This is a genomic window from Virgibacillus subterraneus, assembly GCF_900110695.1.
GTDB lineage: Bacteria > Bacillota > Bacilli > Bacillales > Amphibacillaceae > Lentibacillus > Lentibacillus subterraneus.
Window position 1 is genome coordinate 574,074 of record NZ_FOEH01000001.1, and the last position, 13,156, is coordinate 587,229.

The following is a 13,156-nucleotide window of genomic DNA, read 5'->3' on the forward strand; positions in this document are numbered from 1 at the left end:
CGGGAAGTGACAGGTACGACCCGAATTTTGTCGGGCAATTAATCAATTTTTTTTGATTTAATGGTTGCTTTTTCCGCTAAATGGTATATAATAACATTAAATCAAAAATATTTGATATAAAGAGGGGCGACTCCTAATGAAAGAGTTAAATGTACTTAACAATCCAAGCGAGGAAGCATTCACAACATATGCGTCAAAATTTAAAGCACTTTCAGATACGAAACGACTTCAGATTATGAATATCCTATGCCATAATGGCTCAACATGCGTTTGTGACCTTGTGGACATGGTCGGAATGCCACAATCAAAACTGTCATACCATCTCAAAATTTTACTGGATGCAAATCTGATTAAAAAAGAAACAAAAGGTACATGGGGCTACTATGAACTGAACAATTCCGAAGTAAAAAGCCTGCTCTCAGACGAACTTTGCTGTGTATTCGTTCCATCCTGCTGCTAATTTTTTGGCAGGTAAGTAAGAATAAATCCTTTCTTACTGCATAAGTGCAACTAAGGCATTCGCCATTAAGGCTTGGCGAATGGCAGGTTTTCTAAAACTATATATCAACTTTTTTTGATTAATTGAATATATCAAAAAAAGTTGATTAATATAAAGGAGAGATTCAATATGGAAACATTAAAAAACTTTCTCATGATTGCGCTTGAATTAACTGTACTATTCTTTGTCATCTCATTTATCCTAAGCGCACTTCAATCCTACATACCTTATAAAAAAATCGAACATTATCTATCCAAAAGCAATCAGCTTATTGGTATCTTAGCGGCATTATTGTTCGCTTTTATTACACCATTTTGTTCATGCTCAACAATTCCGGTTGTCGTAAACATGCTGCGAAAAAATATGCCATTCAAAATTGTCGTGATTTTTCTATTTGCATCACCGGTACTAGACCCAACCATTCTTACATTAATGGGTGTCATTCTCGGATGGAAAGTTGCCTTGATTTACACCGTCGTGACTGCCATCGCCTCAGTAATTATCGGCCTCACGTTAAGCAAGCTGAAATTCGAGCGTTATGTAAAAAACGTGGTGATGACAGGTTATGAGGAAGAAGCCAAACAATTTAACTGGAGAGGAGCATGGGACGAAACAATAGCACTCATGAAAAGCGTTTACCCATATTTAATCATTGGAGCAGCAATCGGTGCAGTCATCCATGGATTAGTCCCAACTGAATGGATAGCCCAATGGCTTGGAAAAGAAACATGGTGGATCGTGCCAATTGCGGCAGTGATCGGAATACCTTTGTACATCCGATTATCAAGTATGATACCTATTTCCCATGTATTCATCATGAAAGGAATGGCACTTGGACCTGTAATGGCAATGATGATCAGCTCAGCTGGTGCAAGCTTGCCGGAACTAATATTACTGAAATCCATTTTCAAAAAACAGCTTGTGATCGCATTTGTCGCCTCAGTCATTTCAATGGCTACCGTATCAGGATTTATCTTCTACTTGGTTTAATGAAGGGAGGTGAGCCCAAGTGAAGAAGCTTATCGAAAAAATCTTTTCAAAGAATAACGAGGACAACGATTGCTGTGACGTGAAAATCAGCGAGGTTACAGAGGAATCTTGTTGTTCGAAGTAGATGGGAGGAGGACTTTCAATAAATCAGAAAGTCCTCTTAGTATATGTAAAAAGGTGAACAGCGACTTCCAACCTAACTATAATTTGCTTAACACTACACCTATTCGATATAATTTAAATCAATTACGCATCAAGGTCCAACATCAAGCAAATTTTAGGAGAAGTTCTATGATAAATTATACCGACTTGGCGATAGCCTTTTTTATTGCGCTTATCGCAACATTCCTATTAACCTACCCTGTTAAAAAACTCGCAATAAAAATAGGTGTCGTTGATCTGCCAAACCATCGCAAAATACATACAAAAGTAACGCCGAGATTAGGTGGTCTAGCCATCTTCCTTGGGGTGTTTTTAGGCGCGCTTTATTTACAGCCGCAACATGAACACCTACCCGAAATCATCCTTGGAGCTGTAGTGATTCTAATAACCGGTGCCCTCGATGATCGTTACAATATTCGCCCTGTTATCAAACTCGGTGGTCAGTTAATAGCAGCATCTTTCCTCCTTTCATCAGGGTTAATCATCGACAAAATCACACTGCCAATTATCGGGATGATCGATCTCGGATTTGTGAGCGTTCTTGTTACTGTACTTTGGGTTGTCGGCATAACAAATGCAATCAATCTCATTGACGGTCTGGACGGGCTCGCCACAGGGGTCACGACAATTGCGTTAACAAGTATGTTCATTATGGCGCTGATTGATGTACAAATCATGGCCGCATACCTATGCATTGTCCTGATAGGTGCTAATTTGGGCTTCTTATATCATAACTTTTACCCTGCGAAAATTTATATGGGCGATACCGGCTCAAATTTTCTCGGCTATGCGATTGCCGTCGTATCCATGCTAGGTTTGTTTAAAAATATCGCATTGTTCAGCTTTATTATTCCAATTATCGTTCTAGCTGTACCGATTTTCGACACACTTTTTGCCATTGTCCGCCGTGCTTACAATAAGGAAAATATCATGATGCCGGACAATAAGCATATTCATTACCAACTGCTTGCGTCTGGATTCACCCATCGAAAAACAGTTCTTATCATCTATGCATTTAGTACACTTTTCGGAGCAATGGCAATTCTATTCTCCAATGCAACATTAACAACATCGCTCATCATCACGTTTATAGTGCTCGCGTTGTTGCACATTATTGCCGAACTTAGTGGTTTGGTCATGGGTGGAAAAAAGCCAATTATCGATACACTGAAGAGAGTGTTTAAAATACGGGAAAAAGGCCAATGAAATAAGAGGAAATTAAAAATTAAATAGTATTCCAAGGATTAAAACACATTTTAATTTAATAATGTTTTGAGGAGGTTCTATATGAAAAGTATTAAGAAAGCAATAATACCTGCTGCCGGACTGGGGACAAGATTCCTACCCGCTACAAAAGCAATGCCTAAGGAAATGCTGCCTATTGTTGATAAGCCCACGATAGAATATATCGTTGATGAAGCAATAGATTCAGGAATCGAGGATATTATCATAGTCACAGGAAAAGGAAAGCGAGCTATCGAGGATCATTTCGACAGTGCTTTCGAATTAGAAGAGAACTTGATGAAGAAGGAAAAATTTGAGTTGCTTGAGAAAATCAGGAAGTCTGCAAATGTTGATATCCATTACATAAGACAAAAGGAACCAAAAGGTCTTGGACATGCTATTTGGTGTGCCAGAAAATTTATCGGCAATGATCCTTTTGCAGTTTTACTTGGTGACGATATTATTCATAGTGAGAACCCTGGTTTACATCAACTTATAAATGAATATGAGCTGAAGAAATCCTCCGTAATCGGGGTGAAAAACGTTCCAGTAGAAGACACACATCGATACGGCATAATTGATCCGTTGAAGAAGCTAGGTAACTCCCATCAGGTAAAAAGTTTCGTCGAGAAACCTAAGCAAGGAACAGCTCCATCCAACATGGCGATTATTGGAAGATATATATTAACACCAGAGATTTTTGATTTTCTGGAAAAACAACATGTTGGTGCCGGTGGAGAAATTCAATTAACAGATGCAATACAAGAATTGAATAAAATTCAACGCGTTTTTGCTTTGGAAATTGAAGGAGCACGTTATGACGTTGGTGAACAATTAGGATTTATCCAAACTACGATAGAAATGGCACTAACCCGAGATGATTTAAGAGAACCGTTAATGAACTATTTGAATGAATTAAATACGACTTTAAGTGGACAAAAAACTAACCTAAAATAACTGTAATAATCCACACAAGAGAGAAGTTCTGACACAGCGTAGCAGCTGTGTTTCTTTGTGTGGGACAACATTTCAATTGTTCAAGAAAATATACTCTTCACGCCTACAGTCTTTATTGTGGCACATTTGCTGTATATCGGGATACAACAACTTAAAACTGGAAACAGTATAAAAAGGAGCATATCGCTGGAAAGCTATTCGACAAATTACGGGAAGTGACAGGAACCACATCCAGCGGAAGGCACCACATCCCCGGTCGGAAAATATCCCAAATCTCTTCATATAATCCCAAAATTCTTTGCCACAGAATATAAGGGGCATATAACGCCAAAATAATTTCCCATACCTCGCATATGCTAGTACTAGAAATTTTGCGAAAATAGTCGAATTTTGGTATAACGGGGTAGTATCAAAAAAAAGAGGTTAAAAGGAGACGAAGCATGGAAGAACGACAGACGCTAAAAAAATCACTAAAGCCACATTGGGTATGGGCGATTGCCCTAGGCTCATCAATTGGTTGGGGTGCTTTCGTACAGCCAACGAACTGGATGTCCCAGGCTGGTCCATTAGGAGTAATTGCAGGTTTCGGTATTGGCGCATTACTAATGATGTTGATCGCCGTGAGCTATGGATTTTTAATAAAAAGTTTCCCAGTATCAGGAGGGGAATTTGCCTATGCATTTATTAGTTTAGGTCGTACACACGCATTTATAAGCGGGTGGTTTTTAACGCTTGGGTATATTTGTATCGTTGCATTGAACGCCTCAGCTTTTGCATTAATGTTTAAATATGTTTTTCCTGCATTAATTGAGAACCTGCATCTTTACCAAATAGCTGGGTGGGATGTTTATGGAATGGAAATCATTATTGCATCAGCAGCATTAGGATTGTTTGGCTTTTTAAATATACGAGGAACTGGCTTAACTGGCCGCATGCAATTTATCTTTTGTACTATTATGATCTTAGGTGTCCTCGCCATAACATTTTTAGTTGGCGGACAGCCGGGTGCAGGCTTATCGAATATATCACCAGCATTCCCAACAGGAACAACAGCATTTGCTGCAATTATTTCAATCGTAGCAATTGCACCATGGGCTTACGTTGGCTTTGATAACATACCACAGGCAGCAGAAGAATTTCGTTTTTCATCTAAAAAAGCATTCACATTAATTATTCTGGCAATATTCTTCGCGGCTGTATTATATAGCTTAATGATTATTGCAACTGCTATGACACAGCCTTGGCAAGGACTTGTTGCTGAAGGTCAGCAATGGGGAACAGGAGCGGCTATTCAGGATACGGTAGGCACGATGGGACTCGTAATTCTGGTTGTCGCACTTACAATGGGTGTTTTCACAGGCTTAAATGGTTTTATTATCTCATCAAGCCGTTTACTATTCGCTATGTCACGTGCGAAAATAATCCCTGAAGCATTTTCAAGGCTTCATCCTAAATACAAAACACCGTATGTTGGTATCATTTTCACGGTAATTGTATCTATGTTTGCACCATGGTTTGGGCGTGAGGCTCTTATCTGGGTAGTAGACATGTCATCAATTGGTGTAACAATTGCATATTTCTATACATGTTTTACAGCATTTTCACTTTTTAAATGGTCAAAAGACAAAGACTTTAATCATAAGAAACATGTTGTAGCACCAATGAAAAAGACAATTGCAGGAGTAGGAATGTTAGCCAGCCTGACGTTCTTGAGCTTATTGCTTATCCCAGCTTCACCAGCATTCCTGGGAATTGAATCCAGAATCGCACTGATCTCATGGATCATATTAGGCGTAATATTCTATCTAGCCAAGCGAACTGAATTCAATAAAATTCCAAAAGAGGAACTGAACTACCTAATATTAGGTAATAAGAAAATAGAAGCGAAGAACAGAGAGTGAACAAAAGCGTAAGCGCCTGTTCAGCGCCGTATGGACTGCGCCCGTGCATCGCGGGTGGGTCGACGTTGCCGCGCAAAGCGGCGGTCTTAGTCGATCTTCCTTTTCCCTGAGATAAAGGATACACGAAGAGCGTAGCGATTCGATGTTGACTTATCGTAGACACGGGGAGGGAAGTCCACTAGGCGCTAGGCGCTGGAGCTGGACGTGGCTGATTCGGGAGTCCAGTTATTCACAGAACTTAAATTTTATAGTTTCCTAGACAAAAATAAAAGCCCCGGAGCGGATTGGATATCTGCTCCGGGGTTTCTTAATGTACAGGCACAATTGTTAATCCATTATTACTATTATTAACCTTATAAACTCCCCCCAAATTATTGGAGTCTATATAGGTTGAGAAGAATGTTTTAAAATTCTCATCCGTATCCAAAACGATAATATAATCGGATTTTTTCATCTCATTTCCAAATCGGCTTCTCAAAGGAATGTTATCCTCAGAAAAATCCCTCACGTCTAAGATCAGACTGTTAGAGTGCTGGTTTAATTTCATTGCAACTTTTTTGATATCTTCTACAGAATGCTACCCATCCGCGTCTACATTTACTATCCCTATCGATTCGTTATGATTATTTAAAAAGTGATTAAAGGCTGTTTTTAATTCTCTGCCGTTACCTAGGTTTACTGCATGTTTAAGAATAGGGCATTTCTCTGATTTAGCTAATTAAGTAATTTCTCGTCTGGATTAAAGGCAGGAATTATTATAGTGACGTTGCTGATAGTCTTCATAGTTATTCTGGAATCCTCCATATGCATCAAACTTAAAAGTATAAACACATACATCATTGCCATAGCTTTGAACCTGTATGCACCTTCTAATAAAGTATAAAAATTACTAAAACAGCTTTTCGATACATAAGTATTAGTTAGAAGTTTAATCAAAAAAAGGAGGCATGCCATAGTGAATATTGCTGTAATCGGTACCGGTTATGTAGGTCTTGTCACAGGTGTTTGTTTATCTGAAATCGGCAACAATGTTACATGTATTGATATTGATGAGGAGAAAGTGAAGACATTAAGGAGCGGCAAGTCTCCCATTTATGAAGAAGGTTTAGAGGAACTATTACAGACAAATATTCAGAGAGAAAGATTGCACTTCACTTCCAATTATGAAGAAGGGATAGCTGCTAAAGAGGTAATATTTTTAGCTGTAGGAACACCTCAGGGGGCAGATGGTTCGGCAGATTTAACATTCTTAAATACAGTTTGTAGCGATATAGTGAAATACCTACATAACGATGTTGTAATAGTAACCAAAAGTACCGTCCCTATAGGTACGAATGAAAATATTAAAACGAGTATTGAACAAAATGCAGTAACTAACCTTACCGTCAGAGTAGTCTCCAATCCTGAATTTTTGCGTCAGGGAACAGCTGTACACGATACGTTTAACGGTGACCGTATCGTGATAGGTTGTGAAAATGAAGAAGCGATGGACATTATGGAGGAAATCTATAAACCATATAATATCCCAATTGTAAAAACAGACCTTAGAAGTGCCGAAATGATTAAGTATGCATCGAATACCTTTCTAGCAACCAAAATCAGCTTTATAAATGAGATAGCCAACCTATGTGAGCATGTTGGTGCAAACGTGGACGATGTAGCAAACGGAATTGGAATGGATAGTCGTATCGGTGGACGATTTTTGAAAGCGGGTATTGGATATGGAGGTTCATGTTTTCCAAAAGATACAAATGCCATAATTGCCTTAGGAAACCGCGTGGATTATCCAATGTTTATTCTAGAAAGTGTTCAATATGTTAATGAAAAACAAACAGATTTATTGGTCGATAAAATTATTAAACGATTTAGCGGCAATATCGAGGATATAACAATTGCATTACTGGGGTTGGCTTTCAAGGCAAATACAGATGATATGAGGGGCGCGCCATCTGTACAGGTAGCACATAGAATAATAGATGCTGGTGCTAAAATTAATGCCTATGATCCAGTAGCCGTTGAAAATGCCAAGAGCGTTCTGCCGAAAGAAGTAAATTATGTGAAGACAATCGAAGAAGCTTTGAACCATGCAAACTGTGCAGTAATTCTAACCGACTGGAAAGAAATAAAGGAATATCCGATTAGCCTTTTTAGACAATACTTATCATACCCGATTGTTTTTGACGGAAGAAACTGCTTTTCATTAGAAAAATTTAATGGAAGTGGCATCGAATACCATTCCATTGGTCGACCATCAATAAATAGACAAAACTAAAGGTGCCTCGTTGGGCATCTTTTCTTTTGTTTAAAACTAGATAGAATGTCAAATAATAGTAAAGACAATTTATGTAACAAAATAGCGTTTACTCCTGTACGGGGGTTTATATTGAAAGGGGAACCCCCTAATGAATTTAGATTTGCAAAGGCATAGGAACAGTGTGGAAATTTTATTTATCTATTTTATTCTCTTACAGCCAGCCTTAGATGTGTTAGCTTATTTCAATATTCCTATCTCAATTATCTTGAGAGTTGTAGTTATGGGAATGGGATTTATATATATTTTAATACTTCCAGGTGATAAAGAGAGAAAGATAGCTCTTATATATATCATTATGCTTGGTATTTTTATGGTAATTAACTTCACCAATAATTTAATGGTCAAGAACCAGTTTATGATGTCGCTTGAAATAACGTATATAATAAAATCCGTTTTCTTTGTTGAATTACTTATAGTCTATGTATTTGTAATTCGTTCATTTTCTTTAAAGGAAAACTGGCAAAGGATTATACAGCTCTGTATTTTTATCAATATGGTAAGTATTGCTGCAGTAATGCTGTTGGCAGGACTTTCGGATACAGCTAAAAGAAGCTATGGAGCACTAGCTAAGGAAGGTCATTCTGGATGGTTTTTTTCAGGAAATGAGCTGAGCGTCATTTTAGGAATGGGATTTAGTATGATGGTTTTATACATGATTAATCAAAAATCCCGACTAAAGAAGGCAAGGTTATTGCCATTTATCGGCCTGGTTATTTGGGCGATGCTAACAGTTGGTACTAAAGTTAGTTTTGGGTCAATAATAATTGTACTAAGTATATCTATCTTAGTACTCATTCCTAAGATTGTACGAAATAGGAAAGATTGGTTTAACGTAATCACGCTTTCAGCATTACTAGCAGCGACGATTTTAATAACGCCAAGCACCTCAATTGGCAACAATCTAAGTTTCTCCTTTGGTATAGACTTTACCAATCAGGAAAATCGACCTTCTAATATGGAGGAGGACCATGGAAGTAAAGGACAACTTCATCAGAATTTGTTAAGTGGCAGAAGTTATTTTTTAAACAATATTAAGGAGCAATACAGGGAAGCTCCCTTATCACAGAAGCTATTTGGTATGGGGGTTGGTGGCAATTATGTCGTGTCACCCAAGTTAATCGAAATGGATTTTTTAGACTGGTATTTTAACTTTGGTTTATTAGGTTTTGTACTGTTAATGCTGCCATTGATTTATTTTGGATATCATATCCTGTTTAATATTTTCAGCTATCACCTGAAGAAAATCAATTTAGCCATTGTGCTTGTAGGATTATCTGTCAGTTTAGGTCTGGGCAGCTCTATGATAGCAGGTCATGTTCTTTCATCACCAGCTTCAAGTATATACTTGGGCATATTTATCGCTTATTTATATGCATTAACGAAACAACAACGATCATCATACATCAAAAAATAAAAGGATATGTATAAGATGACTAAAAAATTGGAGAGAATATTAGTAATAAGTACGATGTATCCGAGTAAAGCGAATCCTACCTTTGGAATCTTTGTTAAAAATCAGGTGGAAGAACTTAAGAAACGAGGAATCCAAGTAGATGTTGCTGCAATCAAGGATCCACGTATGGGGAAATTATTTGTATTAAAAAAATACCTCTTATGGATTATTCGAATCATCTATATCTTACTTACGAGAGGTAGAAGCTATGACATCATACACGCCCACTACGTTTTTCCAAGTGGCTGGCTAGCCCTATTATTTCAAAAAACTTTCGGTACCAGGGTAATCGTTACTGCACATGGCGGAGACTTGGACAAGATGTCGAGAATAGGGTCTTTCTTTTTCAGACAAACAGAACAGGTATTACATGAAGCAGATCATGTTATTGCTGTTGGAGAAAAGTTAAAAACTGACATGGTGACAGCCTTTAAGGTAAAGGAAGAGAAAATCACCCTTCTAAACATGGGTGTCAATAGACAGGTTTTTACACCAATGGACCAGGAGCAAGCTAAGCATTTATTAGATATAGCCCCTTCATCCAAAACAATTTTATTTGTAGGCAATATTATTGCAGCTAAAGGAATGACAGAACTTGTAGAAGCATACAGCGACTTGAAAGATGAGTATCCTAATCTGGAACTTCATTTAATTGGAGCCCAGAAAGAGCCGCCATATGTTAGATGGCTTAAAGGTAAAATCTCAAACGAGAACACACAGGATATCAAAATCCATCCACCTATGAAGCAAAGAGATATAGCAAGATGGCAAGCTGCAGCCGATGTTTTCGTAATCCCATCACATATGGAAGGTTTTGGTCTTGTTGCATTGGAGGCAATGTCCTGTCATACCCCAGTAGTTGGAACAAATGTTGGTGGATTGCGTTATTTACTCGCCAATAATGCCGGGGTTTTGGTAGAGCCAAAAAACAAAGAATCATTAAGGATAGGGATTAAATCTATACTAAAGAATGATAATTTTCACAAAGAGCTTATTGCAAATGGGGAAGAGAAAGCTCAGAAGTACGACCAAGAAAAGCAGATTGAACAACTGCTTGAACTATATCACCAAGAATAGGAGCGAAATAAAGTTGAACCCAAAAAAAGTACTTCTTATTTCGTCTGTAGGCGGACATTTAACACAGTTATTACAGCTTGAACCCCTATTTAAAAATTATCAATATCATATTGTTACTGAGAAATGTGCAATAACAATGAATTTAAAAGATAAATACCCAATATCTTTGCTTGTTTATGGTGCCAGAAATTATCTATTTCGGTACATATTTAAGTTTTCATTCAACATGTTCAAAGCATTCTTTATTTTTCTGAATAAACGACCGGATGTAATAATCACGACAGGGGCACACACCGCAGTCCCAATGTGCTATATTGCCAAGCTTTTTAGAAAAAAAGTAATCTTTATTGAAAGCTTTGCAAAAACAACCAGTCCAACATTATCAGGTAGATTGGTATATCCAATAGCGGACTTGTTTATCGTTCAATGGGAAACAATGAAAAAGATTTATCCAAAAGCAGTAAATGGAGGGTCTATCTATTGATTTTAGTTGTTTTAGGTACCCATGAGTTGCCTTTCACCAGACTATTAAAGGAAGCAGAGCGATTAAAGAGCGAGAATATAATTGAAGACGATATTATCGTCCAGTCTGGTCATACAAAATATAATAGTAATAAATTAACCATCAAACAATTTGTCAGTTATAAAGAAATGGACCTATTATGTGAACAGGCTCGTCTCATTATCACGCATGCAGGTACAGGATCAATTATTGCAGGTCTAAAAAAAGGGAAAAGCGTAATTGCCTGCGCCCGCTTGAAAAAATATGGAGAACATAATGATGATCATCAGTTACAGATTGTATCAGCCTTGGTTAACCAAGGACATATTTTAAGCTGGGAAGATGGTACAATGCTGGAGGAGGTTATTCAAAAAGCCGAGACATTTCAACCAAAGCCTTTTCGTTCTGGCAGGGAACAGATTTATCAATTGATCGAGAATTTCATCAATGAAGTATAATCAGCTATTGCTTATATAAAGCTTTAATCAAACGCTCACTCGATTCACCTCTCGAATACTGATTCCATTCATCGGCAAATGCCCGAACCCTTTCCATATCAAACTCACCAGCCTTCAATACATCAATCAAAGCGTCCGTATGTTTAACAACAGGTCCTGGAACAAGTTCTTCATAATTCTCCCAAAAACCTTTCTCATGCGCATACTCCTCCAAGTCATATGCAAAAAATACCATCGGCTTACTCAGTAATGAAAATTCAAATGGGATCGATGAGTAATCTGTAATTAAAATATCACTAATTACCAGTAAATGATTTAAATATCGATAGCTGGAAATATCGAAAACAAAATAAGGGTAGTCATTTTGGAGTTTTGACTTTACTTTAGGGTGAAGACTTAGAAACAACACATATTCATTTTTTAGCGCATTGTACAATCTTTCAATATCCAATTTAAGTTCTGATGAATCAAGGTCATTGGCACGATAGGTTGGGGCATATAGGATAACTTTCTTTTCATTTATGATTGGAAATTTACTTAGTAATGATTGTTCTGCCTTATTTATTGCCATCGTATCGAAAAAGAAATCGGTTCTTGGTATCCCAGTACGCAAGATTTGCTTTTCCGACAAATCAAAGGCCACACCAAAAATAGCAGTCATCTTTTCCGAACCAGCAACAACGTAATCAAACCGTTTATAAACATTCTTGAATCGTACACAGGCTCTAGGGTGGCGGTTTTCAATAGATCGATCCATCAACCCAAACCGCTTAATCGCCCCAGCTGCATGCCATAACTGGATACATTGGGTGTTCGGTCTAAATTTGGTCATAGATAAAAAACCATAGTAATTGTCTACAAAAACTATTTTAGAGGTAGCTAAATGATAAATTGATCGAACCCAGTCAATTATATTAAGACTTCCGAACTTCAATATCGTTCTACGCGGGCTATCTTCATAAGTGTTTTTGCATTGAGGTGTCTTAAGAATAACGACTTGGTGATCTGTTTGTTTCTCCAACTCGTTTATCGTATATATAATATTAATGCCAAAAGAGGCAACAAACGTTGTTTTATGCTTTCGGGGAAATAACTTAAATAAATTAAAGAATGTACGCAAAACGTATAGGTATATGGAAATTACTAATTCTCTAACCATTTTTATTCAAATCTGTCTTAATTTTTGTTGATGATATTCCAACAGTTCTAGGTAAATAAACAACTTCGCAATGTTCCTTTAAAAAGTCAAAATCACCTTTCCAGTCATCTCCCATAATAAATACATCGATATTATGCTTTTTCACATCTTCCAGTTTCTGTTCCCATGTATCCTCTGGAATCACTTCATCTACATAACGGACAGCTTCCAGGATCGCTTTACGTTGCTCAAAAGTATAATATGCTGCTTTACTTTTTAACGCATTAAACGAATCAGATGAAATAGCAACAATCAAATAGTCGCCATATTCTTTAGCGCGACGTAATAAATTGATATGGCCAGTGTGTAGAATATCAAAAGTTCCGTATGTGATTACCTTTTTCATAGTAAAACCTCCACTTTATAATAAGGTTTATAGTAGTAATAGTATGCATTATTAATAAAAAGATAATCATACTAA

Annotated in this window: 12 protein-coding genes; 10 read left to right on the forward strand and 2 right to left on the reverse strand. The window is 37.3% G+C overall.

The window, feature by feature from the left end; all coding sequences use genetic code 11:
• Window positions 1–136 precede the first annotated feature (136 nt).
• The 10 genes from BMY13_RS02785 to pssE all read left to right on the forward strand — a co-directional run bounded on the left by BMY13_RS02785 (window position 137) and on the right by pssE (window position 11,537).
• Window positions 137–460, forward strand: a complete 324-nt coding sequence (locus tag BMY13_RS02785) for an ArsR/SmtB family transcription factor (protein ID WP_092502333.1) — start codon at window positions 137–139, stop codon at window positions 458–460.
• A 168-nt stretch (window positions 461–628) separates the two neighbouring features.
• On the forward strand, window positions 629–1,489 hold the full coding sequence (locus BMY13_RS02790; protein WP_092491498.1) for a permease: 861 nt from the start codon (window positions 629–631) through the stop codon (window positions 1,487–1,489).
• Window positions 1,490–1,780: 291 nt separating this feature from the next.
• Window positions 1,781–2,857 (forward strand): glycosyltransferase family 4 protein, encoded by a 1,077-nt coding sequence (locus tag BMY13_RS02795; RefSeq protein WP_092502335.1) that lies wholly within the window; start codon window positions 1,781–1,783, stop codon window positions 2,855–2,857.
• 81 nt (window positions 2,858–2,938) lie between these two features.
• Window positions 2,939–3,832, forward strand: a complete 894-nt coding sequence (galU, locus tag BMY13_RS02800) for a UTP--glucose-1-phosphate uridylyltransferase GalU (protein ID WP_092491500.1) — start codon at window positions 2,939–2,941, stop codon at window positions 3,830–3,832.
• Between the two features lie 440 nt (window positions 3,833–4,272).
• On the forward strand, window positions 4,273–5,733 hold the full coding sequence (locus BMY13_RS02805) for an APC family permease (RefSeq protein ID WP_092502337.1): 1,461 nt from the start codon (window positions 4,273–4,275) through the stop codon (window positions 5,731–5,733).
• Window positions 5,734–6,688: 955 nt separating this feature from the next.
• Window positions 6,689–8,005, forward strand: coding sequence for a UDP-glucose dehydrogenase family protein (locus BMY13_RS02810; protein ID WP_092502340.1), 1,317 nt, complete (start codon window positions 6,689–6,691; stop codon window positions 8,003–8,005).
• A gap of 130 nt (window positions 8,006–8,135) precedes the next feature.
• Complete coding sequence (locus tag BMY13_RS02815; RefSeq protein WP_092502342.1) at window positions 8,136–9,461, forward strand: O-antigen ligase family protein; 1,326 nt, start codon at window positions 8,136–8,138, stop codon at window positions 9,459–9,461.
• 15 nt (window positions 9,462–9,476) lie between these two features.
• Window positions 9,477–10,577 carry a glycosyltransferase gene (locus tag BMY13_RS02820; RefSeq protein ID WP_245735984.1) on the forward strand — a complete coding sequence of 367 codons (1,101 nt, stop codon included), beginning with the start codon at window positions 9,477–9,479 and terminating at the stop codon, window positions 10,575–10,577.
• 13 nt (window positions 10,578–10,590) lie between these two features.
• Entirely contained in the window at window positions 10,591–11,061 is a 471-nt protein-coding gene (gene pssD, locus BMY13_RS02825) for a PssD/Cps14F family polysaccharide biosynthesis glycosyltransferase (RefSeq protein ID WP_245735985.1), read from the forward strand.
• Window positions 11,058–11,537, forward strand: a complete 480-nt coding sequence (pssE, locus tag BMY13_RS02830; protein ID WP_092502346.1) for a PssE/Cps14G family polysaccharide biosynthesis glycosyltransferase — start codon at window positions 11,058–11,060, stop codon at window positions 11,535–11,537. The genes pssD and pssE overlap by 4 nt, the downstream gene beginning before the upstream one ends.
• A gap of 4 nt (window positions 11,538–11,541) precedes the next feature.
• On the opposite strand, the gene BMY13_RS02835 is transcribed toward pssE, so the two are convergent.
• Together BMY13_RS02835 and tagD are read right to left on the reverse strand one after the other, a co-directional pair.
• A complete protein-coding gene (locus BMY13_RS02835; RefSeq protein WP_092502348.1) occupies window positions 11,542–12,696 on the reverse strand; it encodes a CDP-glycerol glycerophosphotransferase family protein in 1,155 nt (384 codons plus the stop codon).
• A complete protein-coding gene (tagD, locus tag BMY13_RS02840) occupies window positions 12,689–13,081 on the reverse strand; it encodes a glycerol-3-phosphate cytidylyltransferase (protein WP_092502350.1) in 393 nt (130 codons plus the stop codon). Before tagD ends, BMY13_RS02835 begins: the two co-directional genes overlap by 8 nt.
• Window positions 13,082–13,156 lie beyond the last annotated feature (75 nt).

Coding starts and splice junctions, on each gene's coding strand:
- BMY13_RS02785 (WP_092502333.1), top strand. CDS start 137: ATGAAAGAGTTAAATGTACTTAACAATCCAAGCGAGGAAGCATTCACA.
- BMY13_RS02790 (WP_092491498.1), top strand. CDS start 629: ATGGAAACATTAAAAAACTTTCTCATGATTGCGCTTGAATTAACTGTA.
- BMY13_RS02795 (WP_092502335.1), top strand. CDS start 1,781: ATGATAAATTATACCGACTTGGCGATAGCCTTTTTTATTGCGCTTATC.
- galU (WP_092491500.1), top strand. CDS start 2,939: ATGAAAAGTATTAAGAAAGCAATAATACCTGCTGCCGGACTGGGGACA.
- BMY13_RS02805 (WP_092502337.1), top strand. CDS start 4,273: ATGGAAGAACGACAGACGCTAAAAAAATCACTAAAGCCACATTGGGTA.
- BMY13_RS02815 (WP_092502342.1), top strand. CDS start 8,136: ATGAATTTAGATTTGCAAAGGCATAGGAACAGTGTGGAAATTTTATTT.
- BMY13_RS02820 (WP_245735984.1), top strand. CDS start 9,477: ATGACTAAAAAATTGGAGAGAATATTAGTAATAAGTACGATGTATCCG.
- BMY13_RS02835 (WP_092502348.1), bottom strand. CDS start 12,696: ATGGTTAGAGAATTAGTAATTTCCATATACCTATACGTTTTGCGTACA.
- tagD (WP_092502350.1), bottom strand. CDS start 13,081: ATGAAAAAGGTAATCACATACGGAACTTTTGATATTCTACACACTGGC.